General features: G+C 64.7%; 22 protein-coding genes. 12 read left to right on the plus strand and 10 right to left on the minus strand.

Going from position 1 to position 24037, the window contains the following annotated elements:
- The first annotated feature begins 40 nt into the window (after positions 1-40).
- Positions 41-601 carry a TetR/AcrR family transcriptional regulator gene (locus tag ABG82_RS05180; RefSeq protein WP_043078856.1) on the plus strand — a complete coding sequence of 187 codons (561 nt, stop codon included), beginning with the start codon at positions 41-43 and terminating at the stop codon, positions 599-601.
- Here the strand turns inward: ABG82_RS05180 and ABG82_RS05185 are convergent.
- Positions 555-2564 carry an MDR family MFS transporter gene (locus ABG82_RS05185; RefSeq protein WP_043078855.1) on the minus strand — a complete coding sequence of 670 codons (2010 nt, stop codon included), beginning with the start codon at positions 2562-2564 and terminating at the stop codon, positions 555-557. The two genes, ABG82_RS05180 and ABG82_RS05185, sit on opposite strands and share 47 nt — an antisense overlap.
- Before the next feature lie 144 nt (positions 2565-2708).
- On the opposite strand from ABG82_RS05185, the gene ABG82_RS05190 reads away from it, so the two are divergent.
- The 4 genes from ABG82_RS05190 (at position 2709) to ABG82_RS05205 (ending at position 7037) form a co-directional block, all read left to right on the plus strand.
- Positions 2709-3107 (plus strand): PaaI family thioesterase, encoded by a 399-nt coding sequence (locus ABG82_RS05190; RefSeq protein ID WP_043078854.1) that lies wholly within the window; start codon positions 2709-2711, stop codon positions 3105-3107.
- A 74-nt stretch (positions 3108-3181) separates the two neighbouring features.
- Positions 3182-4702, plus strand: a complete 1521-nt coding sequence (gene adh, locus ABG82_RS05195; RefSeq protein ID WP_043078853.1) for an aldehyde dehydrogenase — start codon at positions 3182-3184, stop codon at positions 4700-4702.
- Positions 4683-5117, plus strand: coding sequence for a DUF779 domain-containing protein (locus ABG82_RS05200; RefSeq protein ID WP_043078852.1), 435 nt, complete (start codon positions 4683-4685; stop codon positions 5115-5117). The genes adh and ABG82_RS05200 overlap by 20 nt, the downstream gene beginning before the upstream one ends.
- Positions 5118-5210: 93 nt before the next feature.
- On the plus strand, positions 5211-7037 hold the full coding sequence (locus ABG82_RS05205; protein WP_043078914.1) for a hypothetical protein: 1827 nt from the start codon (positions 5211-5213) through the stop codon (positions 7035-7037).
- Positions 7038-7042: 5 nt separating this feature from the next.
- On the opposite strand, the gene yaaA is transcribed toward ABG82_RS05205, so the two are convergent.
- Positions 7043-7789 (minus strand): peroxide stress protein YaaA, encoded by a 747-nt coding sequence (yaaA, locus tag ABG82_RS05210; protein ID WP_043078851.1) that lies wholly within the window; start codon positions 7787-7789, stop codon positions 7043-7045.
- 123 nt (positions 7790-7912) lie between these two features.
- On the opposite strand from yaaA, the gene ABG82_RS05215 reads away from it, so the two are divergent.
- Positions 7913-8695, plus strand: coding sequence for a VOC family protein (locus tag ABG82_RS05215; RefSeq protein ID WP_043078850.1), 783 nt, complete (start codon positions 7913-7915; stop codon positions 8693-8695).
- A gap of 25 nt (positions 8696-8720) precedes the next feature.
- Here the strand turns inward: ABG82_RS05215 and dinB are convergent, their stop codons facing one another.
- Positions 8721-9926 carry a DNA polymerase IV gene (dinB, locus tag ABG82_RS05220; RefSeq protein ID WP_043078849.1) on the minus strand — a complete coding sequence of 402 codons (1206 nt, stop codon included), beginning with the start codon at positions 9924-9926 and terminating at the stop codon, positions 8721-8723.
- A gap of 305 nt (positions 9927-10231) precedes the next feature.
- On the opposite strand from dinB, the gene ABG82_RS05225 reads away from it, so the two are divergent.
- From ABG82_RS05225 to ABG82_RS05235, 3 genes are all read left to right on the plus strand, one after another.
- Positions 10232-12391, plus strand: coding sequence for a hypothetical protein (locus ABG82_RS05225; RefSeq protein ID WP_043078848.1), 2160 nt, complete (start codon positions 10232-10234; stop codon positions 12389-12391).
- 95 nt (positions 12392-12486) lie between these two features.
- The gene (locus tag ABG82_RS05230) at positions 12487-12915 is read left to right on the plus strand and encodes a MarR family winged helix-turn-helix transcriptional regulator (RefSeq protein WP_043078847.1); all 429 of its coding nucleotides are present in this window, start codon (positions 12487-12489) and stop codon (positions 12913-12915) included.
- Positions 12912-13361, plus strand: coding sequence for a hypothetical protein (locus ABG82_RS05235; protein ID WP_043078846.1), 450 nt, complete (start codon positions 12912-12914; stop codon positions 13359-13361). The genes ABG82_RS05230 and ABG82_RS05235 overlap by 4 nt, the downstream gene beginning before the upstream one ends.
- Here the strand turns inward: ABG82_RS05235 and ABG82_RS05240 are convergent.
- Genes ABG82_RS05240 through ABG82_RS05255 form a run of 4 tightly spaced genes read right to left on the minus strand, consistent with a single transcriptional unit; the run spans position 13341 to position 16173 of the window.
- On the minus strand, positions 13341-14006 hold the full coding sequence (locus ABG82_RS05240) for an enoyl-CoA hydratase/isomerase family protein (protein ID WP_043078845.1): 666 nt from the start codon (positions 14004-14006) through the stop codon (positions 13341-13343). The two genes, ABG82_RS05235 and ABG82_RS05240, sit on opposite strands and share 21 nt — an antisense overlap.
- Positions 14007-14010: 4 nt before the next feature.
- Positions 14011-14454, minus strand: a complete 444-nt coding sequence (locus ABG82_RS05245) for an acyl-CoA thioesterase (RefSeq protein ID WP_043078844.1) — start codon at positions 14452-14454, stop codon at positions 14011-14013.
- Entirely contained in the window at positions 14451-15548 is a 1098-nt protein-coding gene (locus ABG82_RS05250; protein ID WP_043078913.1) for an alcohol dehydrogenase catalytic domain-containing protein, read from the minus strand. The genes ABG82_RS05245 and ABG82_RS05250 overlap by 4 nt, the downstream gene beginning before the upstream one ends.
- Positions 15535-16173 (minus strand): TetR/AcrR family transcriptional regulator, encoded by a 639-nt coding sequence (locus tag ABG82_RS05255; RefSeq protein WP_078343547.1) that lies wholly within the window; start codon positions 16171-16173, stop codon positions 15535-15537. Before ABG82_RS05255 ends, ABG82_RS05250 begins: the two co-directional genes overlap by 14 nt.
- A gap of 74 nt (positions 16174-16247) precedes the next feature.
- Here ABG82_RS05255 and ABG82_RS05260 point away from each other — a divergent pair, with 74 nt between their 5' ends.
- Complete coding sequence (locus ABG82_RS05260) at positions 16248-17729, plus strand: flavin-containing monooxygenase (RefSeq protein ID WP_043078842.1); 1482 nt, start codon at positions 16248-16250, stop codon at positions 17727-17729.
- 19 nt (positions 17730-17748) lie between these two features.
- The gene (locus ABG82_RS05265; RefSeq protein WP_043078841.1) at positions 17749-18537 is read left to right on the plus strand and encodes an ArsR/SmtB family transcription factor; all 789 of its coding nucleotides are present in this window, start codon (positions 17749-17751) and stop codon (positions 18535-18537) included.
- A gap of 3 nt (positions 18538-18540) precedes the next feature.
- Here the strand turns inward: ABG82_RS05265 and ABG82_RS05270 are convergent, their stop codons facing one another.
- Together ABG82_RS05270 and ABG82_RS05275 are read right to left on the minus strand one after the other, a co-directional pair.
- Positions 18541-21411, minus strand: coding sequence for an MMPL/RND family transporter (locus tag ABG82_RS05270; protein ID WP_043078840.1), 2871 nt, complete (start codon positions 21409-21411; stop codon positions 18541-18543).
- Positions 21408-21851, minus strand: coding sequence for an MmpS family transport accessory protein (locus ABG82_RS05275; RefSeq protein WP_043078839.1), 444 nt, complete (start codon positions 21849-21851; stop codon positions 21408-21410). Before ABG82_RS05275 ends, ABG82_RS05270 begins: the two co-directional genes overlap by 4 nt.
- A 65-nt stretch (positions 21852-21916) precedes the next feature.
- Between ABG82_RS05275 and ABG82_RS05280 the strand changes: the two genes are divergently transcribed.
- On the plus strand, positions 21917-22531 hold the full coding sequence (locus ABG82_RS05280; protein WP_043078838.1) for a TetR/AcrR family transcriptional regulator: 615 nt from the start codon (positions 21917-21919) through the stop codon (positions 22529-22531).
- Here ABG82_RS05280 and ABG82_RS05285 read toward each other — a convergent pair.
- Complete coding sequence (locus ABG82_RS05285) at positions 22460-23950, minus strand: DUF222 domain-containing protein (protein ID WP_157889239.1); 1491 nt, start codon at positions 23948-23950, stop codon at positions 22460-22462. The two genes, ABG82_RS05280 and ABG82_RS05285, sit on opposite strands and share 72 nt — an antisense overlap.
- Positions 23951-24037: the final 87 nt, after the last annotated feature.

Consider the following 24037-nt stretch of genomic DNA (forward strand, 5'->3'; position numbering starts at 1 on the left):
CGGGCTGGTGGAGGAGCAACCGAGGGGGCGGCGGGCAGAGGTGATCGCGGCCGCGATAGAAGTGGCCGGGACCTTGGGTGTCAGTGGTCTCACCTATCGATCGGTGGATGCGGCGGCGAACGTGCCCAGTGGTACCACCTCAAACCATTTCCGGACCCGCGATGCTTTGCTCCTGGGCGTCATTGTCGAGATCGAGAAACTGCGCCGCGCGTTCTGGCGGGCGCTGGTCACCGAGATCAACCCGACCACGGTGGCCGACCTGGTGGGCATCGGTACTGCCTACGCCAATGGGGCCGTCGGGGTGATGAGCACCCGGGTGCGGGCGTACATGGCGCTTCTGATGGAAGGCTGGAGTCATCCCGAGCTGAGGGAGCCGTTGCAGCGTGGCAGGGACGCGCAGATTCCCCGCACGCTACAGCTAATGCGCAACGTGAACCCGACAACTCCGCAACTGCACGCGGAGATCTTCCAGGACTATCTGACCGGCATCATTTACCAGCAACTTGCCAACCCGGCACCGGACTTCAATCCGCGGCCGGGAATCGAAACGCTGGTCACGGTGCTGTTGTCGTCCCAGTCGCCGCGGGTAGCGCAGGGATAGGGTTCTCGCGCCAATCGGTGTCGGTGACGATTCGCCGTGAAATGCGTTCCAGGGCCGCCTGAATCTGCTCCCGGTCGGCGCGGTCTTCGAAATCTGGTGTCCGGGAGAGCCGTTCGATCAGGTACTGGTTGATTGCCTCGCTGATCTTGTCGACTTCCTGGCGGCCGCTGTCGGTGAGCCAGACGTGATCGCCGGTGCGCAGGGCATGGCCGTCCGCGACGAGTTCGTTGAACGCCGGGTCGAGGATCTCCGGTGGTATTCGGTACCAGCGCGCGATGCGTGACACCTCGGCTGAGCCTGTGGCCCGCAGAAAACGGTTGGCCTGTACCAGGGCCCATAACGGTGCGATGGGCATCGTGACACCGGCGTGCTCGCGCAGCTTATGCAGGCCCACGTGCGGGAAGCCACGCATCGCATTGCTGATCGCGATCTCCAGGAGCTTGTCCGGCGATACGGAATTGGGCATGCCGAAGCCCTCACCCATATCCACGGCAAGGCTCGCGTCGGCGCCGCGCAGGGGAACTTCCTTGAGGAAGAGCGCGAGTACAAATCCGACCGCGGCAACCGGTGCCGCGCACAGGAATACCAAATCCAGCGAGTCTGCGTAGGCGTGGATGACGGGTGCCGCGGCCTCGTGCGGTAATGCGTGCAGTGCCTGCGGCGATTGGGTGGCCTCGGGCGGTACCTTCACCGAGACAATTTCGCGCGCAAGAAAATTGGAGAACAGCGAGCCGAATATCGCGGCACCGAACGAGCTGCCGATGGTGCGGAAGAAGGTCACGCCCGATGTGGCGACGCCGAGATCGTCGAAGCGCGCGGTGTTCTGCACGATGAGCGTGAGTACCTGCATGGACGCACCGATACCCACGCCCAGGACGAACAGGTACAGCGACTGCACCACGAACGGTGTCGAGTCGTCCATCCGGGAGAGCAGCACCAGGGCGATGGCCATGATGGCGGTGCCCGCGACGGGGTAGCGCTTGTACTTGCCCGTGCGGCCCACCAGGGTGCCGGTTCCGGTGGAGGTGATGAGCATGCCCGCCACCATGGGCAGGGTGCGCAAGCCCGAGACCGTGGCCGAGACACCGTTGACGAACTGCATGAAGGTCGGCAGGTAGGTCATCACACCGAGCATTGCGAAACCGACGACGAAGCTCAGCACACAACAAATGGTGAAAACCGGATCGCGGAACAGGCGCGGCGGCAGAATCGGTTCGGGCACCCGGGATTCGACCCAGACGAAGACGCCGATCGCGGCCACCGAGCTGACGAACAGGCCGATGATCACGGGTGAGGACCACGGATAGGTGGTGCCGCCCCAGCTGGTGGCCAAGGTCAGCGCCGAGGCGCCCACTGCGATGAGGACGATGCCCCAATAGTCGATGACCGGGCGCGTCGCCTTGGCCAGCGCCGGGATTGCTCCCGCCGCCACCATGATCACCACAACGGAGATGGGCAGGTTGATGTAGAACGCCCAGCGCCACCCGAGGTGATCGGTGAACAACCCACCCAGGAGCGGACCGATCACCGTGGTCACCCCGAAGACCGCGCCGAGGATGCCTTGATACCGGCCGCGCTCACGCATGGGGATGATCTCGCCGATGAGGGCGGTCGCTGTCACCATCAGGCCACCGGACCCGAGACCCTGGATGGCGCGCGCGCCCACCAGCAGCGCCATGGAACCGGCCATACCGCAGAGCAGCGAGCCGGCCGCGAAGATGACGATGCAGGTGATGAAGACGGTTCGCCGTCCGAACAGATCACCGAACTTGCCCATCACCGCGGTTGCCACGGTGGATGCCAGCAGATAGCTGGTGACCACCCACGACTGATGTCCGGCGTCGCCGAGGTCGGCGACAACGGTGGGCAGGGCGGTGGCGACGATGGTGCCGTCGAGTGCGGCGAGCAGCATGCCGAGTAGGACAGCGATGAAGATGAGATTGCGGCGCTGCACGCCGATCATGGAGCTCGCTGCTTCCTGATCGACGGCGTCAGACTCGGGTGATTGCTTGTGAGATTGGGCTGACATGACTTACCCATGCTAAAGGTATGCGGACTCGCGCATGATCAACCCGCGTAGCTCGCCCACGAGTGGACAGGAAGCCAGATGACAACCGAACGCATGCCGGTGGGCCAATTTCCGGGATTCCTCGGTATTGAATCGGTGGCAATTGACGACGACAAAGTGGTCGCTGAGCTTCCGATCCGTGGGGAGCATTTCGCGCCGAACGGTTTCGTGCATGCCGCGGTCCTCGTGGGACTCGCGGACACGTTGTGTGGCTATGGGTGTCTGGCCTCTTTGCCGGAGGGGGCGACCGGATTCACCACGGTCGAGCTGAAGACGAATTTCCTGGGCGCCGCGCGCGAAGGCACGCTCACCGCGACCGCGGTGCCGGTTCATCGCGGTCGTTCCACGCAGCTATGGGATGCGACGGTGACGGCCGCTGATGGGCGCACCGTGGCAGTGTTCCGGTGCACCCAACTGGTGCTCTGGCCGCGCGGCTGACGCCCGTGTCGCCACTCCTGACCTGGGTGTAACGTACGTCACAGGGCTCGCATCGATATCGACAGGAGCAGGCAATGGCGAAGCACGCGGCACCCGGAACCGAGGGCAGTGCAGTCACTTTCGCGCCCCGGTACGAGAATTTCATCGGCGGCGAATGGGTGGCTCCGGCCGAGGGGCGGTACTTCGACAACATCTCGCCGATCGACGGCAAGGTGTTCACGCAGGTCGCGCGCGGCACCGCGGCGGACATCGATAAGGCGCTGGACGCCGCGCACGCCGCGGCCGAGGCATGGGGTAGTAGTGCGCCGGCCGAGCGGTCGAACACTCTGCTGAAGATCGCCGACCGCATGGAACAGCACATCGAGAGACTGGCGGTCGCCGAGACCTGGGATAACGGGAAGCCGATCCGGGAAAGCCTGAACGCGGATATCCCGTTGGCAGTCGACCACTTCCGCTATTTCGCGGGAGTGCTTCGCGCCCAAGAAGGATCGATTTCCGAGATCGACCACGACACCGTTGCCTATCACTTCCATGAGCCGCTGGGGGTGGTGGGACAGATCATCCCGTGGAACTTCCCACTGCTGATGGCCGTCTGGAAGCTGGCACCGGCGCTGGCGGCGGGCAACTGTGTGGTGCTCAAGCCCGCCGAGCAGACGCCAGCCTCGATCCTGGTGCTGATGGAGCTGATCGCCGATCTGCTGCCGCCAGGAGTCATCAACGTGGTCAATGGGTTTGGGGTGGAGGCGGGTAAACCGCTGGCGTCCAGCCCGCGCATCGCCAAGATCGCGTTCACCGGTGAGACCACCACCGGGCGACTGATCATGCAGTACGCCACCGAGAACATCATTCCGGTCACCCTGGAGCTCGGCGGCAAGAGCCCCAACATCTTCATGCCCGATGTGATGGCCGCCGATGATGCCTTCTTGGACAAGGCGCTTGAGGGATTCGCCATGTTCGCGCTCAACCAGGGCGAGGTATGCACCTGCCCCTCGCGTGCGCTGGTGCATTCATCCATCTACGACGAATTCATGGCGCGGGCGATCACGCGCGTGGAGGCCATCGTGGGCGGTGACCCGCTCGATGAAGACACCATGATCGGTGCGCAGGCAAGCAACGATCAGTACGAAAAGATCTTGTCCTACATCGATATTGGACGGCAAGAGGGTGCGCAGGTGTTGACCGGAGGAGACGCCAGGAAGGTCGCGGAGTACCCGGATGGCGCCTACGTTCAGCCGACGGTCTTTGCGGGCACCAACAACATGCGCATCTTCCAGGAGGAGATCTTCGGTCCGGTGCTGTCCGTGGCCACGTTCGATTCGCTGGATGAGGCCTTGAAGATCGCCAATGACACCCTGTACGGCCTGGGCGCCGGGGTGTGGTCACGCGATATGACCAACGCCTACCGGCTGGGCCGCGGTATCAAGGCCGGCCGGGTGTGGACCAATTGCTACCACCAATACCCGGCGCATGCCGCGTTCGGCGGCTACAAGAAGTCCGGTATCGGGCGTGAAAATCACAAGATGATGCTCGACCACTATCAGCAGACCAAGAACATCTTGGTGAGCTACTCGCCCAATGCTGCGGGGTTCTTCTGATGAGGAGCCACCCGAAGAAGGCCCGACCCTGATCAACCGCGTCGAGTTCACTCCCGCCGCCGCGGAGCTGCTGGCCTCGCTGATCGAGGCGCACGGTCCTGTGATGTTCCACCAGTCGGGCGGCTGTTGTGACGGGAGCGCGCCCATGTGTTACCCGCGTGGGGAGTTTCGGGTGGGGGCATCGGATGTGCTCCTTGGCGAAGTTAGCGGAGGGACCCCCTTCTGGATGAGTGCTGACCAGTTCGCGTACTGGTCGCATACTCAACTGACAGTTGATGTAGTGCCGGGGCGCGGGTCGGGATTTTCGCTGGAGGCGCCCGAGGGAGTGCGGTTTCTGATTCGGTCGAGGTTGTTCACCGACGACGAGGTGTTGGCGCTGGCGGATCAACCAGTGCGGACGGGTGCCGACGACTGACCTGCCGTGCGGCTTTCGTGTTGTCGCCGGTGTGGGGAGGTAGTAGTTTGCTCTTGTCGGAGTCGGTCTGGTTGGCCGTGGGGAGTGTTGTTGATGCACGTAGGTATTCGAGCTGCTGCCGTTACGGCGGTGTGCAGTCTGTGTGTGGGCGTCGGAGTCGATGCGCGAGTCGCTCGACTGACCCCTTCGGTAACGCCCACCGCGGCACCACGTTCCGTGACAAGCCGGGCAGTGTCCCTTACTTCGTTCTCCGACCTGCTGGCCGCGGCCGCGCCGCAGAATGATGCCGCACCGCAACTGAATTCGGCAGCCAGTGGGGTGGTGAGCAGTACCGATCTGATCGGCACCGTCGCCAAACTCTTGGCCACACCGAATATCGCGCGAGCCAGCGCTACTCCCGAGACCAGCACTGCCTCCGCGGCCGACGCGGTCGAGCCGCCTACCAGCGTGGATCCGCCGACGGAGCAGCCCGCCGATCCACCTGCGGCCGATGATCCCGCGCCCCCCACCAACTTCCCGGGCGACCGTCCGGCGTTCGGCACGCCGTCCTACTTTGCGCAGTTGGCGTTCGCGGTGTTCCACGTGGTGGCATTGCCGATCACCGTGCCCGTGCAGTTCTTCCTCGGCAAAGCCGAGGGGGTGCCGACGGTGATCGCCGCGGCCATCAATGACTTATCAGGTCTGCTGGGCCAGATACCGGGCTTGTCGCCCAAGCAGCCAACAGAGCCGCAGCCGCAGCAGACGGCCGCGGATGTCACCTCGTCGCTGCCGAAGGCTGCGACAGCGCAGGAGACGACAGCGGAGGAGACGACGCCGCCCCCCGCCGCCGAAGAGCCGGAGCCGCTGCCCACCAATTTCCCGGGCCCGCGCCCGGCCTTCGGTACCCCGTCCTACTTCGCTCAGTTGGCATTCGCGGTACTGCACGTTCTTGCGCTGCCGATCACGGTGCCGGTGCAAGCGATCATCGGTAAGACAGAGGGCGTGCCGTCGGTGATCGTCGCGGCGCTCAATGACTTGTCGAGTCTGCTGGGGCAGGTGCCGAAGCCGTCCGTGCCTGCGACCGACACCAAGACCACACCAGAGGATTCCACCTCGCAGCAGACCGACAAGGCTGCCGGCAAGCAGGATTCGGCATCCGAGAAGTCTGGGGCGGCCAAGCCCGATGCCGACGCGAAGACCTCGAAGATCGAGCGCAACGAGCACGAGGGGAAGACGGCGGACAAGGCTTCCGACAAGACTTCCGACAAGGAAGCCGGGACACCGAAGACCGAGCACGAGGCCAAGCCGGGCGAGGTGCCGGCGGACCCGACGAAGGTTGTTGAGCCGAAGACGGACGCGACGAAGGTTGTTGAGCCGAAGACGGACCCGACCAAGGTTGTTGAGCCGAAGGTGGACCCGACCAAGGTTGTTGAGTCGAAGGTCGATCCGGCCAAGCCTGCCGAGCCCAAGGTGGAATCCGCGGCGGCAGAACCCGCCAAACCCGAGTCCGCCAAACCGGTGACGGCCAAACCGGAGACTAAGCCCGAGACCGCCAAGCCGGCCACGGCCAAGCCCGAGACCGCTAAACCGGAAACCAAGCCGCAGCCGGCCAAGCCGGAATCCGCCGGTCCGGTGAAGGTCACCCGCGACAGCCTCAAGTCGACGCCCGGTGAGACCGGGACCACCGGCGGTACCAAGAAGACCGAGGGGTCCAAGGGAGCCGAGACAGACAGCAAGACCTCTGCCACTTCGCCGGACACCAAGGTTCACGAGGGGCTGAAGTCCTCTGTGGGTGGCAAGACCGACAAGCCGGCGGACAAGCCTTCGGCGGAGAAGTCGTCGGCGGAGAAGGGCGCATCCTCATCGGAGGGGAGTTCGCATTCCTCCGAAGGAAAGTCGCACTCATCCGAAGGGAAGTCGCACTCCGGCTCTAAGGACTGACGGCGCTAAGCACTGACAATGATTGTCAGTGTGTTGCCGTCGCGTTCTATGTGAAGTCCCGCGCGACGGGCCACCGTGGCCACCGCCGCGGCATCATTGGGTTCGGCTCGAGTCTCCGCCAGGATGCGTGCCAGCTTGCCCTTGTGTGCCTTGTTGAAATGGGTGATCACCGTGCGGCGTCCGTCGGGATGTTCGGTGAGGCAGTCGACCGTGACCGCATGAGGTAGCCGCCCCAAGCCGGCATATGAGCCCGAGCGCAGGTCGACCACCAACTCGTCGGCGGCCAGTTCGGCCAGCACCGGCTCCAGGATGGGTCTCCAGCGCGCGGCCAAGGTGGGCTTGCCGGGCAGCTTCGACGAGGCCGACAGCCGATAGGCGGGCACCGGATCGTTGGCCCGCAGGAACCCGAACAGAGCCGAGCCGACGGCGAGGCGCGCTTGTGCCCGGGCGGCGGACGCGCCGCGCAGCGAGGTCACATCGAGGTTGTCATACAGCACGCCGGTGTATCGGTGCAGCGCCGGCATGGTGGGGGAGACGCGCAGCTCGGCATTGCGTTGGATCTCGGCGCCCTGGGATGCCGAGATGCCCAGGGCCTTCCGGCACGCATCTGGATCGGCTGCCAGCGCGATGAGTTCGTCGACGAGCGCGTCGCGCAGCGGGTGCAGTGACGGTGTTGCCAGCTCGTCCATCCGCAGCGGCGGACCGTCCCCGCCTTCGCGTTTGGTTTCCGAGGGTGGCAGCAGCACGATCACGCCAGAGACCGTAGCGAACGGGTCTCGTGCCCGTCGCGAGCAGGTGGCCAAACCCGCGCGATGAGTTTTCGTGTCGATGGTGGTCGGTATCGGTGAATGCCCCTTCCAGTTCAAGGAGACCCCATGCCCACTCGTGAAGAAACCCCGCTCGGCGCCCCTGCGTGGATCGACCTCGCTTCATCGGACCTGGAGAAGTCGAAGGCGTTCTACACCGCGCTGTTCGGCTGGACCTTGCAGGAGGCCGGTCCCGAGTATGGCGGCTACATCAACGCGCACAAGGACGGTAAAGCCGTTGCCGGAATGATCGGCAACAACCCGGAGTGGAACGCGCCCGATGGATGGACTACATACTTCGCCACCGCCGACATCAACGCGACTCTACAAAAGGCGGTGGACAATGGTGGCGCGAACTGCCTGCCCGCCATGGAAGTTCCGCAGCTCGGATACATGGCCCTCTTCGCCGATCCCTCCGGTGCTGTCGTGGGATTGTGGCAGCCATTGGCGCACAAGGGGTTCCAATTGGTGGCCGAGGGTGGTGCGCCGGTGTGGCATGAACTGAACACCCGTGAGTACGAGAAGGCCGTCGACTTCTACACCGCGGTGCTGGGGTGGAACACCAAGGTAGAGGGTGATTCCGATGAATTCCGGTATGCCTGCGCCCAGCACGACGGCGAGCCGATCGCGGGTGTCAACGATGCGTCGATAGGTCCGTGGAAGCTCCCCGAAGGAGTGCCGGCGCATTGGGCCGTGTATTTCGGCACCGATGACACCGACGCCAGTGCGGCCAAGGTTGTCTCGCTCGGCGGCGTGGTGCTCAGTCCTGCCCAGGACACCCCATATGGCCGGATGGCTTTGGTTCAGGACACCACGGGCGGCACTTTCTGGCTGTGCTCTGTGGATTCCTGATCACCTTGGGGGCATCCCGGCCCGGCTAGAGGTCCTCGAAGGTCGGGATGCCCCAGTCCTCGTGCCCGCCCGCGCGTAGCAGGGTGGCGCGGGTGACCGACCGGGTGCCGAACCTCGTGCGCAATTCGTCGAGGGTGCTGTCCAGGGCGAACGCGTTCTCGGTCGAGTCCGAGAACGGCAGCTCCAATTGTGCCGCGCCACAGGGGTCAAAGTTGGATACGGAGAACCCGATGAGGGTGATTCCCCGTTCGGCGATGAGCGAAGCGGCCTCTTCGACAAGTTGACGGGCGGCGCTGAGGAGATGCTCGGTGGAGGTAGTGGGTCGTGCCATGGTGCGCGACCGCGTCGCGCGGGTGTAGTCGTCGAACCGTAGCCGCAGCACCACTGTTCGGCAGCTGCGGCCGGTCTCGCGCACGCGGCGGGCTATCCGTTCGATGAGTTGTGTTGCGATAGAGTCGATCTCGCTGTCGGTGCGGCGCCGCCGACCGAGCGCGCACTGGGCGCCGATGGAGCGCCGCCGGCGTCCGCCTTGCACCGGCCGCGGATCGACATTACGTGCGAGGCAATGTAATTGATGTCCCATGGCCCGGCCGACCATTGATGCCAGGGTGGGTTCGCCGAGATCGGCGACATCTGCGACGGTACGGATGCCGTACACCCGCAGTTTCTCCGCGGTGACCGAGCCGACTCCCCACAGCGCCTGTACCGGCAAGGGGCGCAAGAACGACAATTCTTCATGCGGCTCCACGACCAGCAGGCCGTCGGGCTTGCCTTGGCGGCTGGCGACCTTGGCCAAGAATTTTGTGCGCGCGACGCCGACGGTGATGGGCAGTCCGGCTCGGCGCCGTACCTCGGAGCGCAATGTTGCCGCGATATCGCGTGGCGTACCTGAGATCCGTTGCAGGCCGGAAACGTCAAGAAAAGCCTCATCGATGGACAGCGGCTCGACCAGGGGAGTGGTGTCGCGGAAAACCTCGAACACCTGCTTGCTCGCGGCACTGTAGGCGTCGAAACGCGGCGGTACCACGACCGCGTTCGGGCATAGCCGCAGTGCCTGCCGGCCACCCATGGCGGTACGCACCCCGAAATGCTTGGCTTCGTAGCTGGCGGCCAACACGACACCGCTGCCAACGATGACGGGGAGCCCGCGCAACCGCGGCGCATCACGTTGCTCGACGGACGCGTAGAACGAGTCCAGATCCGCATGCAGAATGCTGGCTGTTCCGGTCATGACCAGATGCTCGCACCGGGGTCCGACACCCGGATCGGGTTGATTTGCCCAACCGTCAGTTGATTCGGAGAATCACTGGGCAATCCTTGGTGGCGCCCGGGAGATATTTGACTTACGGCTAGGAAAACTATCGAATCCGTGGTCGGCGGCATGGTGCAGTGTGCCCTACGTTTATTGCGAGTTCTCCAGGTTCTTTCCAGCCTATTCACATTCTTTGCCCAGAAGGGGTGGTTCACGTGCGCGTCCGTCTTCGTGCCACGGCCACAGCGGCGGTTTGCAGTGTCTGCATCGCCGCGTCGGTTTCCGTGCCTACGATCCAAGTCCTCACCGCCAGTCCGGAACAGCACCGGACCGTCTCGACGCAGGGCTATGTCCTGACGTCGAACGACGAGGCGTTGTCTCCGGCCAGCATCGGCTCGCTGGCCGCGTTGCCGGGGGTGACCACGGCGGCCGCACCGACACCGCCCGAGGGGTCGACGTGGCCGTCGGCGAATCCGTTGGTGAACCTGGTGGTCGGCCCGTTGCAGTTCGATGCGAAGTACTCGCGCTCGCCGGTGCTGGCGTCGCCGTTCACGATCGTGAACGCGCCCTTCCAGCTGCTGACCGGGCAGTCGATCGTGAACCCCAACGGCACCACCTCGGCGCCGACGGTGCAGAACCTGATCAACGCCGAGACGACCGCCCTGGGTCTGTTGGCCGGGGTCCCGGCCGCGTACGTGGCGAACACCATCGCGGTGGTGCAGGCAGTCGCCCAGAACCCGGGATCGCTGCTGCCGTCGGGTCTGAGCCTGCCCACGACCGCGTCCGCGGTGAACCCCGCGGCGAACGCCACGACGAAGACGCTCGCCTCCACCGCCGTCACGGCGGCTGCGACTCCGACGGCGCCCGCGGGGTCGACGTGGCCGTCGACGAACCCGGTGGTGAACCTACTCATCGGGCCGCTGCAGTACGACGCGAAGTTCTCGCGCTCGCCGGTGCTGGTGTCGCCGTTCACGATCGTGAACGCGCCGTTCCAGCTGCTGACCGGGCAGTCGATCGTGAACCCCGACGGCACCACTGTCGCTCCGACGGTGCAGAACTTCATCAACGCGGAGACCAAGGCATTCGGCCTGTTGGTCGGTCTGCCCGGTGCCTACGTGGCCAACACCATCGCGGTGGTGACGGCGCTTTCGCAGAACCCGGGATCGATCCTGCCCTCGGGTCTGATCCAGCCGACCGCAGCCGCGAACCCCACGGCCGCCAAGACCACCGCGCTGGCACTTCCCGAGTCGCTGACGACGACAACCTCGCCCACTACCAAGACGCTCGCTGCCACGAATGCGGCGGCACCGGCGGCCTCGGGGACGGCCGCGGCCACTCCGACGGCGCCTGCGGGTTCGACGTGGCCGTCGACAAATCCCTTGGTGAACTTGCTCGTTGGGCCGTTGCAGTATGACGCCAAGTACTCGCGTTCGCCGGTGCTGGCGTCGCCGTTCACGATCGTGAACGCGCCGTTCCAGCTGTTGACGGGGCAGTCGATCGTGAACCCGGACGGCACCACCTCGGCGCCGACCATCCAGAACCTGATCAACGCCGAGTCCAAGGCGTTCGGGTTGTTGGTGGGTCTGCCGGGCGCGTACGTCTCCAACACCATCGCCGTGGTCACCGCTCTGACGCAGAACCCGGCATCGCTGCTGCCGTCGGGCCTGAGCCTGCCCACGGCTACCGCGAACGCCGCTGGTGTCAAGGCACCGACGTCGATCCTGTCGGCGCTGAGCAAGACCTCCACCACCGAGGCGAAGGCCACCACGACCGACCAGAAGGCGGCGGTCGATACCTCGAAGGTCACCGAGCCGAAGACCACGGGCTCCAAGTCCGCGTCGGAGGCCGAAGCCGCCAAGGCCGGAACTGCCAAGCCCGCTACTCCGGTTGAAGCGGCCACTCCGGCAGAGCCCGCCAAGCCCGCTACCCCGGCGGAGCCTGCCAAGGTGACGTCGCCGGCAGAGCCCGCCAAGCCCGTCAGCCCGGCCGAGTCGGCCACCCCGGCGGAATCGGCCAAGACGGCGACTCCGGCGGAATCGGCCAAGACCGCGACTCCGGCGGAGGCCGCCAAGGCCGCCGACGCTGCCAAGCCGGCGGAAGCCGCCAAGCCCGCCGAGCCCAAGGTGAACGTGCCGAAGGTCAAGCTGCCCACCCCGGTCACCAAGGTCGGCGAAGTCAGCGGTGGAGTTACCCCGAAGACCGATGACTCGGCCAAGACCGACAAGAGCGAGAAGACCGACTCCAAGCCCGACAAGGCCGACAAGGGGTCTGCCGCGAAGAAGCCCGAAAAGGATTCTTCACCTGCGAAGAAGCCGGAAACCGCCGCGTCTTCCAGCAGCAAGTCGGAGTCCGCGTCGAGCTCCTCGTCGAGCGACTCGCACTCGGGTTCCTCGAGCAGCTCCTCGAGCGGGTCGTCGCACAGCGACTCCCACAAGGCGTCGTGACGTAGGCCCCGATTGCCAGGCACAAAGGTCCCCGCGTCCGACACGGCGCGGGGACCTGCTTGTAAGCGACACTGACATAAGTCAACATCATTGACATGGATATCGACGGCACCGCGAGCCTGGGGTACTTGCTGACCCGTACCGCGACATCACTGCGGGGTAAGGTCGCGGCCCGTTTGGAGCCGATGGGCCTGAGCCTCCCCGAGTACATCTGCATGCAAATTCTGCGGACCTACCCGGGCATGTCCAATTCGGAACTGGCCCGGCAAGCGATGGTCACTCGGCAGGCGATGAATGCGGTACTGCACCGGCTGGAGCAAGAGGGCCTCATCAGCCGGCCCGAGAGCGCCGACCACGGCCGCTCCCTGCCCGCTCGGCTGACGCGGCGCGGCAGTACCCAACTGGACAAGGCGGTGGAGGCGGTGACCGCAGGCGAGGACGAGGTCATGGAGAAGCTGACCGCGGATGAGCGGCGCGCCTTGAAGGCGATGCTGGCCAAATGTGTTCCGAGTCAGCTGCCATGAGACGAGTCGGCTGGCTGATCGCGTTCATCGGACTGGTGATGGGATTCAGCGTCTGGCTTCCCTGGCTGCGGACCTCGGCCAGCGGCGGGGGCAGGGCCAACGCCATCGGCGGTGCCACCGGATCGGTAGTACTGCCTTGGGGATTCGGTGCGGGGCAGATGATCTTGCTGGTTTCGGCACTGCTGGTGGTCGCCGGATGCATGGTAGGGCAGCACATCTTGTACCGCATCGCGCCGGCGGCGGCGGGTGCGCTGGCGCTCGTGCTGCTGGCGCTGGAACTGCTGTACTACCGCACCAACGTCAAGCCGCCGATTGTGACCGGATATGGCTTTTGGGTTGCGATCTCCGCCTCGGCCATCGCCGTCGCGCTGGCCATCGTGGCGCTGCTGTCACGACCGCAGCCCGTCAGCGTTCGTGTGCGGCGCTCAGCCCAGCCCGGCAAGTAGCAGCGGCACGATAGCGCCGTACATACCGTTCTTGATGGTGCCCAGTGTGCCGCGGTTCTTACCCACCAGCGGCTCCACGAATCCCTTTGCGGTGCTGAACACCTCATCTTCGTTGACCGCGGCGTCGACGATCTGCAGTCGCACGCAGTCGTCACCGCCGTAGCGCTGGCCACTCGGCATGGTGGCCGACGCGGCCTGCGGGGTCATCCGGCCCTGACACAACGCGGCCATGCCCGGTGTGAACGGCAGCCCGACATTCACCTCAGGCAGGCAGAAGAATCCGCGGTCGGCGCGCATCACCCGGTAGTCGCAGCTGAGGGCGACCATGGCCCCCGCGCCGTAGGCGTGCCCGTTCACGGCGGCCACGGTGGGAACCGGAAGGGTGAGCAGCCGGACGAAGATCTTCTGAACCTCGGTGATGTACTCACCGAGCTTGTCCGGGTTGGCGCCCAGATACTCGACATCCAGCCCGTTGGAGAAGAACTTGCCGCTGCCGGTCACGACAAGTGCGGTGGGTTCCTCGTCGGCCAGTACCTCATCGATCCGGGCGTTGACCTCATCGATGAACGACAAGGTGAACCGGTTCTCGTCGGTGCCGAGGACAAGGGTGGCGATCGCGCCGTCGCGCGTAAGAGTTGCAGACACGTTGTTACCTCAACTGTTCGAGAGCTGTCGCTACTTGCTCGGGGATGGGGACAGGAGTCCGAGCTTCGGAGTCTACGTAGACGTGCACGAACCGGCCCAATGCGCGGGGGGTGTTCTCGACCACGCCATCGACGACGGTGAACACCGCGAGCTTGTAGATGACGCTGCTGCGGCCACTGTGCTCCAGGGCCAGACCGATGGACAGTTCATCGGGAAATGACACCTCTGCCAGGTACTTGCATGAGGTTTCGGCCACCACGCCGATGGCGGGCAGGTCGCGAATATCGCACCCGGCGGCCTCCATCAGCCAACCGTTGACGGCGGTGTCGAACCAGGCGTAGTAGACGACGTTGTTGACATGTCCGTAGACATCGTTGTCGGCCCAGCGAGTCTGGTGGCGGCGGTGCACCGGGAAGTCGTCCCTGGTAGGCAGTTCGGGCTTGGTCATGGGCGCAACACCTGACGCACCGCGTATCCGTCCGCCAGCGCGTCCAGCGCGATGTTGATGTCATCGAGGGGCAGCTCTCCGGACTTCAGCTTTTCCACCGGCAAGCGTCCGACGCGCCACAGTGCCAGCATGGCGGGGATGTCCTGCTGCGGTTGCGCCGATCCCATGTACGAGCCCAGGATGCTGCGGCCTTCGGCCACAATATTCAACGCGGGCAGTGTGATTCGGGCGTCGGGGTGCGGTAGGCCCACCGAGACGGTGCCACCGCCGCGACCGGTGAGCGCGTACGCCTGCTCCAGCACGGCGGCCGACCCGACCACCTCGAACACCCAGTCGTGTCCGCCGGGTGCCTCATCCGGTGCGCAGGCGCTGGTGGCGCCGAGTTCGAGGGCCAGTTGGCGTTTGGCGGGCACCGGGTCGATGGCGAGCACCTCGCCCGCACCGGCGGCGGCCGCCGACATCACCACGGCCAGCCCGACGCCACCCAAGCCGAACACCGCGACCGAGTCGCCGGGGCGTACCGAGGCGGTGTGGGTGACCGCGCCGAAACCGGTGAGCATCGCGCAGCCGAAGAGCGCGGCGGTATCCAGGGGCACGCTCTTGTCGATGACGACCACCGAATTACGGTCCACTACAGCGTGATCAGCGAAGCCGGAGACGCCCAGATGGTGTCGCACCTCGGCGCCGTCCACATCGTGCAGGCGGGTTCCGCCACGGATCAGGTCGCCGCGGCCGTTCGCCGCGGCGGCGTCCGGACACAGGGCGGGGCGGCCGGACGAGCAGTATCTGCAGGCGCCACAGCTCGGTACGTAGACGAGCACCACGTGATCGCCGACGGCGACGTCGCGCACACCGGGACCCACCTCGGCGATGACGCCGGCCGCCTCGTGGCCGAGCGCCATGGGCACCGGGCGGATCCGGTTGCCGTCGACCACCGACAGATCCGAGTGGCACAGGCCGGCGGCTTCGATCCGCACCAGCACCTCGCCGGGGCCCGGTGGGTCGAGTTCCAGCTCAATGACTTTCAGCGGATGGGTGTCCCGATACGGCCGGTCGATCGGCGCCGCGTGCAGCACCGCACTACGAATTCGCATGAACCCCTCCATAGATCGCATTGAGCCAGACGTGGAGCAGAGTATCGACTACGTCACCGTCGGTGACGGCCGGTTGCTGACCGGTGAAGGTGGCCCGCATCATCGCCTGGTTGATGAGGTTGAGCGCGATCGCAATATCGCGGGCGGGAATCGCGCTCGGCGCCGCGCCACGGGCGCGTTCTGCCTCGATGCCCAGCGTCGTGTTGGAGACCCAGTTCTCGGTCACCTCGGACCAGCGTTGATCCAGCTCGGGGCTTGTTCCTTGCATGCTGGACAACGCGACAGTGATTGAGCGGTGCGAGCCGAAGGCGTCGAAGTAGGCCTTGATCACCGCGCGCCAATACTGCGCGGGACTCGTCATGGCGGCCGGGTCGATACGCGCGACGTTGGCGTCGGCCTCCTCGATGATGCGCTCGGCGAGCGTGAGCAGCACGGCCTCCTTGGAGGAGAAGTAGAAGTAGAACGTGGGCCGGGAGATCCCCGCGCCGCGCGCCAGATCATCGACGGATACGTCGGTGAGGGGGCGCTGGCCCAGGAGTTCTTCGGCGGTCGCCAGGATCGCCTGTATCCGTTCGTCCCCGGAGGGGCGCGTTGTTTTGCGGCCTCTCGTAGCCGGTTTTGTCACGTCTACCTGCGCATTCATTAAAGTTGTCGACACACTGTTGACTTTCTCAACACTGCGTCGATAGCCTAGCTCTCATGACCGAACATGTCGACATTGTCATCGTGGGCGCCGGACTCTCGGGTATCGGCATGGCCTGCCGTATCACCCGTGAGCTGCCGGGCAAGCAGTTCGTGGTGCTGGAGGCGCGTGAGCGCATCGGTGGTACCTGGGATCTTTTCCGTTACCCCGGTATCCGTTCCGATTCCGACATGTTCACCCTGGGCTACAACTTCCGGCCGTGGACGAGTACCAAGGGCATCGCGGACGGCACCTCCATCCGCGAGTACGTGACCGAGACCGCGCGTGAGTTCGGTGTGGACGAGAAGGTCCGGTTCGGCCACAAGGTTGTGGGCGCCGAATGGTCCTCCGAGCGGGGGCTGTGGACGCTGCGGGTCGAGCACGCGGGTGAGACCGTCGAATTGACGACCCAGTTCTTGTTGGGCTGCACCGGGTACTACAACTACGACGAGGGCTTCACGCCCGCGTTCGAGGGGATCGAGGACTTTGCCGGGCAGGTGGTGCACCCGCAGCACTGGCCCGAGGATCTGGACTACGCGGGCAAGAAGGTTGTGGTCATCGGTAGTGGCGCGACGGCCATGACCCTGGTTCCGGCGATGGCGAAGACGGCAGGCCATGTGACGATGTTGCAGCGTTCGCCCACCTATGTGGTGTCGCTGCCGTCGACCGATGCGCTCGCCGTCGCGCTGCAGGGCAAGTTGCCGGCCGCGCTCGCGTACCCGATCGTGAAGTGGAAGAACCAGATGGTCAGCTTCATCAGCTACCAGACCAGCCGCCGCGACCCCGAGCGCATGAAGGGCATTCTGCGCGCGCTGCTCAAGCGTCAGCTGCCCGACTTCGACCTGGATAAGCACTTCACGCCGAAGTACAACCCGTGGGACCAGCGGCTGTGTGTGGTACCGGATTCGGACCTATTCCGTGCGCTGCGTAAGGGCACCGCGTCCATCGCCACCGATCGGATCGCGCGCTTCACCCCGAAGGGCATCCTGCTTGAGTCCGGTGAAGAACTCGAGGCCGACATCGTGGTCACCGCCACGGGCCTGAATGTTCAGCTGGCCGGAGGACTGCGGCCCGTCGTGGATGGTGTCCAGCTGAACCCCGCGGATTCGGTGAGCTACAAGGGTTTGATGTTGACCGGCCTGCCGAACTTCATCTTCACGTTCGGGTACACGAACGCCTCGTGGACCCTGCGGGCCGATCTGGTGTCGCAGTACACCTGCCGGCTGCTTAAGCACATGGATAAGGAAGGGCAGACGGTGGTGTGGCCGGTTGAGCCCGACACCGCTGAGCGGCTGCCGTTCTTGGAGGATTTGGTGTCCGGGTATGTCACCCGCGGCGAGAATGCGATGCCGCATCAGGTGCCGCTGGCTCCGTGGCGCTCGTACCAGAACTACTTCCGCGAGCTGCCCGTGCTCAAGTACGGCAAGGTCGCCGACAAGGGCGTGCGTTTCAGCAGGGTCAAGGCCTCGCGCGAGGTTCCCGTTGCAATAGGCAGGTAAATACCTGCATAATGGCCGGGTGCAGTCAGCACCCGGCCATTCTCATTGGGAGAGGGTTTTCAAGGCCCTCGCCGACCCGACTCGGCGCGAGCTGCTGGACCGGCTGCACGAACACAATGGTCAGACGTTGAGTCAGCTCTGCGAAGGTGTCGCCATGGCACGTCAATCGGCGACTCAACATCTGGGCGTACTCGAGTCCGCCAACCTGATCAGCACCGTGCGACAGGGCCGCGAGAAGCTGCACTATCTCAACCCGGTTCCGCTGCATGAGATTCAGGAACGGTGGATCGACAAGTTCGAACGCCCGCGGCTGCGGGCGTTGAGCGCCATCAAGCAGCGAGCGGAGGAGCCGGACATGTCTCAACCAACTTTCGTCTACACCACCTACATCAACAGCACACCCGAAAAGGTGTGGCAGGCAATCACCGATCCCGAACTCAGCGGCGCGTACTGGGGACATGCGAATGTCTCGGACTGGCAAGAGGGTTCACGTTGGGAACATCGGCGGATAGACGGCTCGGGCGTCGCCGACGTGGTCGGCACCGTGGTGGAGAGCGATCCGCCACGCAAGCTGGTGACCACCTGGGCGGACCCGGCCGGCGGGGCCAATGCCGCGGTGTCCACTGTCACCTTTCTGATTCAGCCATATCAGGACATCGTGCGGCTGACCGTCTCCCATGCTGATCTGGCCGACCCCACCGAGTACGCACAGGCCAGTGGTGGATGGGCCGCGGTGTTGTCAAACCTCAAGTCCTTCTTGGAGACCGGCGCTCCACTGCCGACGGAGCCGTGGACCCAGCCCAGCTGAAAGCTATCCGCTCACCGCTATCGGCCCGGTGGTGTCGTCGGCGCCGGTGGGTTTCGGCCCAAAAGGTTTGGGAGCCGGGCGCGTACGCATGTTGATGGGCCACCAGAACCAGCGGCCGAGCATGGTGGCTATCGCCGGGGTGAGGAATGAACGCACCACCAAGGTGTCGAAGAGCAAGCCGAGGCCGATGGTGGTACCGATCTGACCGAGGACACGTAGATCGCTGAAGACGAAGGACGACATCGTCACCGCGAACACCAGGCCGGCCGCGGTCACAACCCCGCCGGTACCGGCGATGGCGCGGATGATTCCTGTCTTCAAGCCCGCACCGGTCTCCTCCTTGAACCGGGATATCAGCAGCAGGTTGTAGTCCGCGCCGACCGCCAACAAGATGATGACCGCCAGCGGGAAGATGACCCAGTACAGCGGAATCCCGAAAATGTACTGCCACACCACCACTGACATGCCGAACGATGCCGCCAACGACAGTGCCACCGTGCCCACGATCACCAGGGCGGCGACCAGACTGCGGGTCAGGAACATCATGATGAGCAGGATGAGGCCCAGCGAGGCCAGTGCGGCCATCAAGAGGTCGTACTTCTGGCCGTCCGCAATGTCCTTGTACGCCGAGGCGGTCCCGGCGACGTAGATCTTGGCGTCGGCCAGCGGGGTGGCCTTGACGGCGTCAAAGGCTGCCTCCTTGATCGCGTCGATGTGCGCGATGCCCTCGGAGGTTTGTGGATCTCCCTGGTGGGTGATGATCATCCGCGCGGCCTTGCCGTCTGGGGACATGAACAACTTCATGCCGCGTTTGAACGCGGGGTTGTCGAATGCCTCCGGCGGCAGGTAGAAGGAGTCGTCGTTCTTCGCGTCGTCGAAGGCCTTACCCAATTGTGTTGCGGTGCGGGTCGATTCTTCGTTCTGGGTGTTGGTGCCGTTGTTGACCGCGTAGTTCGACAGGGTCAGATCGCGGTTCGTTTCCTGGATGGCGATCTGCGGCGGGATCAGGTCCACAAGTTTGGGCTGCAATGCGTCGAGCTTGGTGAGGCTCCCGGTGACCGATTGCAGTGCGTCGACGAGCTCATCGATACCGTCGAGGGCATCGAAAACGGATCGCAATGCCGCGCAGAAGGGGATGTCGAAGCAGTGCGGCTCCCAGTAGAAGTAGTTTCGGATGGGCCGGAACTGATCATCGAAGTTGGCGATCTTGTCCCGCAGGTCCTGTGCCACCGCCACGGTCTGCTGAAAGCCCTCGGTCTGCTCATGCGTGATGGAGGCGCTCTGTTTTTGCAGTGCCAGTTGCTGTTTCAGCACGGCGATGGTGTTCGTCATCTGGTCGGCCTGTTGCGAAAGATACAGTGCCTGATTCTGCTGTTGAGACAGATTCATCAACTGACTGGCACTGGACGCACTGATCTGAAATGGGATGGACGAGTGCGTGATCGGGGTGCCGAGGGGGCGGGTGATCGATTGGACCAGGGCAACGCCGCGGGCATGGAGAACGGATTTGGCGACGCGCTCCAGCAGCACCATGCCCGCGGGATTACGCATATCGAAATCGGTTTCGATCATCAGCAGTTCGGGATTGAGGCGGGCCACGGAGAAGTGGCGTTCGGCCGCGGCATAGCCGACGTTGGACGGTACCGAGCTCGGCATGTAGATGCGGCCGTCGTAGGTGGTCCGGTACCCGGGTAATGCCAGTAGCCCGACGAGGGTGGCGATGCACGACACGACGAGAATCGGGCCGGGCCAACGCACGATCGCCGTGCCGATCCGGCGCCAGCCGCGGGTGCGCATTGCCCGCTTGGGTTCCATCAGACCGAAGCGCCCGGCGATCACCAGGACGGCGGGCGCCAGCGTGAGCGCGGCGGCCAGTGTCACCAGAACTCCGAGAGCCGCAGGTACGCCCAGGGTTTGGAAGTAGGGCAGCCGGGTGAACGATAGGCAGAACAATGCGCCCGCGACGGTCAGGCCCGAGCCGATGATCACGTGGGCGGTTGACTTGTACATCGTTTGATAGGCGGATGGGCGGTCTTCACCCGCAGAACGCGCTTCCTGATAGCGGCCGACGAAGAATATGGCGTAGTCGGTACCGGCCGCGATGGCGAGCATCGTCAATAGGTTCGTCGCGTAGGTGGACAATCCGATGACGCCCGCATGCCCCAGTGCCGCAACGATTCCCCGCGCGGCGGAGAGCTCCACCAAGACCATGGCCAGCACCAATGCGGTGGTGGTGAATGAGCGGTAGACCACCAGCAGCATGACCGCGATGACCGCGAAGGTGATGATGGTGACCTGGGCGGCGCCGGCGTTGCCTACCTCGAACTGATCGGTGATGGTCGGGGCCTCACCGGACACATAGGCCTTGATGCCGTCCGGTGCGGGTGTGTCCGCGATGATGCGGCGCACGGCGTCGACAGATTCATTGGACAGCGCCTCGCCCTGATTGCCTGCGACATAGACCTGAACGTACGCGGCCTTGCCGTCCTTGCTTTGCGAACCGCCCGCCGTGATCGGATCGCCCCAGTAGTCGGCGACATGCTGCACGTGTTCGCGGTCGTCCTTCAGGCGCTGCACCAATGTGTTGTAGAACTGATGTGCTTCGGCGCCAAGCGGTTTCTCGCCTTCGAGGACCACCATCGCCGAGCTGTCCGAGTCGAACTCTTGGAACACCTTGCCGATATGCCGCATCGCCAGTGTCGAGGGTGCGTCGGCGGCGTTCAGCGGGGCAGATCGTTCCTCGCCCACCACCTCGAGTTGGGGGACTGTCGCGTTGGTCACCGCCGCGATCGCTACCCAGATCAAGATGATGGGCACCGCGAGCGTGCGGACGATCCGTGCCGCGCGTGAATCCTCGGCGTGATGGGTGCTCATGCGGACTTATCCAGGCAGGTGGTGTAGCCGTTCACGATGGTGACGGTCCTTTCGTCTTTGACGATGCCATCGACGGTGATGCGGCAGCCGGTTGTGTCGCCGGTGCCTTGGGCACGCAGGTCGGCGAACAGGGTGGGGTCGTTGGTGACCAGTTCGTGCGACCACGGCAGGGGAGCGTTGTCGACGCGGTGAGGTTGCGCCATCTCGTCGAGAAAGTTGATGGTCGCGGTGCTCCCGGCCGTCCCGAACACTTCGAGGAGAACGCGTTTGGGGTTGTAGTTGGTGTTCTCCATGGCTTCGGTGCCCGGGCGGGACAGCTCAATGTTTGAGCCGAAAACGCCGTGCAGCCGGGTGACCCCGAACGCCACCACAGCCACCACGGCCGTCGCGACGAAGACCGTCCACCACCGTTTGAGGAGATTCCAGAACCAGCCTTGCACGTGTGCCCACGCCCTCTCGATAGTCGGCGGCACGATCCTGTGGAACGGTACGGTACCGTACTCTCATGGCGAGTGATGTGTCAACGGGGTTGACTAAGGCGGCGCGGGGGCGACAGGTTTCTCAATGGACTCCCCGTGAGGTGGAGCTGCTCAAGGTCACTCTGCGTCTGTTGCAGGAGCATGGATACGACCGGCTGTCGGTCGATGAGGTCGCCGCCGAGTCGAAGGCGAGTAAGGCCACGATCTACCGGCGGTGGCCGTCGAAGGCGGAGCTGGTGTTGGCGGCCTTCATCGAGGGCATGCGCGCGCAATTGGTCCGCCCTAACACCGGATCGTTGCGTGAGGATCTGCTGCGGATAGGTAGTAACGCGCTCGGAGATGTTCGGCGCAATTCCCCGGTCATGCGGGGGCTGCTGATCGAGATTGAGCGAAACCCGGCCCTGACGAAGGCATTTCGAACCAAATTCGTCGACGAACGTAAGGCGCTGATCGACGACGTGCTTGCCGCCGCCGTGCAGCGGGGTGAGATTGACGCGGACGCCATCAACGAGGAGCTCTGGGATCTGCTGCCCGGATACCTGGTGTTCCGCTCGCTGCTGCCGGTGAGATCACCGACTGCCGACACCGTGCGGACACTGGTCGACGATGTCATCATGCCGAGTCTCACCCGGAAGCGCTAACTGTGGTGGGGGTATCCATTCGGTGGTGCCGTCTGGTCGTTTTCGGGTGTTCCAGCCGTGGCCCAGGAGGCGGTGGTGGGGTGCGCACGCGAAGGTGAGGTTGTCTATGTCGGTGGGTCCGTCGTGGGCCCATTCGGTGATGTGGTGGACCTCGCAGAGGTATCCAGGGACCGTGCAGCCGGGGTGGGTGCAGCCACGATCCTGGGCGTGCAGCACGAGGCGTTGATCCGGGCTCGCGATGCGTTTAGAACGTCCGAGATAGAGGGGCCGGCCGTTGTCGTTGAAGATGCTCAGGTAGTGGTGGGCGTGGGTGGCCATCCGGATCAGGTCGCGCATCGGCAGGCGGGTGCCCGCGCCGGTGGTGGCGATTCCGGCGCCGTCTTCCAACTCTTTGAGTGTGGTGGTGATGACGACGGTGACGGGTAGTCCGTGGTGCGAACCCAGCATCCCGCTGGCCAGGGTGGAGCGCAGTGCTGCGCGTAGGGCGTCGTGGTGGCGTTGTGTCACGGTGCGGGTGTCGCGTTCAGCGGCCTCGGGGGCTGGTTCACCGTCGATTAGGGGGCTTTGATCGGCCGGGTTACACATGCCGGGGGCGGCGAGTTTGGCGAACACCGCGTCCAGGTAGGCGCGGGTCTCCGGATCCAACAAACCCGAGATCGCTGACATGCCATCGAAACCCTGCGGCCCGATCGTGAGGCCGCGTCGCCGCGCCCGATCCACATCAGAGAACTGCCCGTCCGGGTTCAGTAGGGCCATCATGCGGTCGGCACCGACGCGCAGCGCCTCGGGCCCAAACTGGGTGGCCATCACCGCCAGCTGTGCTTCGGCTGCTTCCCGTGTGGGGGCATCGACCACTACCGGGAGCCGATCGAAGAACTGCCGGATGATCCGGACATGTTCCTCACCGATATCGCCGCGTTCAAGGGCCACGGCCACATTCGGCAACACCGGCGCCAGCTGCTCACCGGTGATCGGCGTGCCTGGATAGTACGGGCTACGCACACTCTGCGGCCCGTACGCCCTGCTTTGCGCCAGAACATCATTGACATCGCCGTCCAGATGTATCCGGCCGTCCGCCACCAGCTGCAGTACGGCCGCGGCGGTGACCGTCTTGCTGACCGAACCGATGTTGATGGTGCTCAGTGTCGTCATTGGGCGCCCAGCACGAGCGACACCCCACGCGTCGGCGTAAACCGCGCGCTCGCGAGTGACCGCCGAAACGCTACAGCCGGCGACATGGTGCGATTCAGTCAATTTCATCAACTGGTCCTTCAGCCCAGACGGCAGCGAAGCGACGTCACTGCCCGTGCCTCGCCGAGATTGACCAGCAGGCGTGCAGGCAACCGCGCCACCCGCGGCCACTGCCAGCGCCGCGACCGAGGCTCCGGCGAAGATCTGGCGCCTATTCAGTTGTGTCACAAACCTCTCCGATCATCGACGCGTACTTCAGACGTTGCTACCGTCTGGCGCCCGCCAAGACAACAGATTTTCACGGCGGGGCGACTT

The sequence above is a fragment of the Mycobacteroides immunogenum genome, assembly GCF_001605725.1.
In the GTDB taxonomy this organism is placed as follows: domain Bacteria; phylum Actinomycetota; class Actinomycetes; order Mycobacteriales; family Mycobacteriaceae; genus Mycobacterium; species Mycobacterium immunogenum.

What these genes read in the sequence shown, in the direction of transcription:
- ABG82_RS05185 (WP_043078855.1), bottom strand. Translation starts at nt 2,564, where the DNA reads ATGATCGGCGTGCAGCGCCGCAATCTCATCTTCATCGCTGTCCTACTC.
- ABG82_RS05215 (WP_043078850.1), top strand. Translation starts at nt 7,913, where the DNA reads ATGCCCACTCGTGAAGAAACCCCGCTCGGCGCCCCTGCGTGGATCGAC.
- ABG82_RS05235 (WP_043078846.1), top strand. Translation starts at nt 12,912, where the DNA reads ATGAGACGAGTCGGCTGGCTGATCGCGTTCATCGGACTGGTGATGGGA.
- ABG82_RS05270 (WP_043078840.1), bottom strand. Translation starts at nt 21,411, where the DNA reads ATGAGCACCCATCACGCCGAGGATTCACGCGCGGCACGGATCGTCCGC.
- ABG82_RS05230 (WP_043078847.1), top strand. Translation starts at nt 12,487, where the DNA reads ATGGATATCGACGGCACCGCGAGCCTGGGGTACTTGCTGACCCGTACC.
- ABG82_RS05205 (WP_043078914.1), top strand. Translation starts at nt 5,211, where the DNA reads ATGCACGTAGGTATTCGAGCTGCTGCCGTTACGGCGGTGTGCAGTCTG.
- ABG82_RS05190 (WP_043078854.1), top strand. Translation starts at nt 2,709, where the DNA reads ATGACAACCGAACGCATGCCGGTGGGCCAATTTCCGGGATTCCTCGGT.
- dinB (WP_043078849.1), bottom strand. Translation starts at nt 9,926, where the DNA reads ATGACCGGAACAGCCAGCATTCTGCATGCGGATCTGGACTCGTTCTAC.
- ABG82_RS05245 (WP_043078844.1), bottom strand. Translation starts at nt 14,454, where the DNA reads ATGACCAAGCCCGAACTGCCTACCAGGGACGACTTCCCGGTGCACCGC.
- adh (WP_043078853.1), top strand. Translation starts at nt 3,182, where the DNA reads ATGGCGAAGCACGCGGCACCCGGAACCGAGGGCAGTGCAGTCACTTTC.
- ABG82_RS05250 (WP_043078913.1), bottom strand. Translation starts at nt 15,548, where the DNA reads ATGCGAATTCGTAGTGCGGTGCTGCACGCGGCGCCGATCGACCGGCCG.
- ABG82_RS05280 (WP_043078838.1), top strand. Translation starts at nt 21,917, where the DNA reads ATGGCGAGTGATGTGTCAACGGGGTTGACTAAGGCGGCGCGGGGGCGA.
- ABG82_RS05200 (WP_043078852.1), top strand. Translation starts at nt 4,683, where the DNA reads ATGCTGCGGGGTTCTTCTGATGAGGAGCCACCCGAAGAAGGCCCGACC.
- ABG82_RS05260 (WP_043078842.1), top strand. Translation starts at nt 16,248, where the DNA reads ATGACCGAACATGTCGACATTGTCATCGTGGGCGCCGGACTCTCGGGT.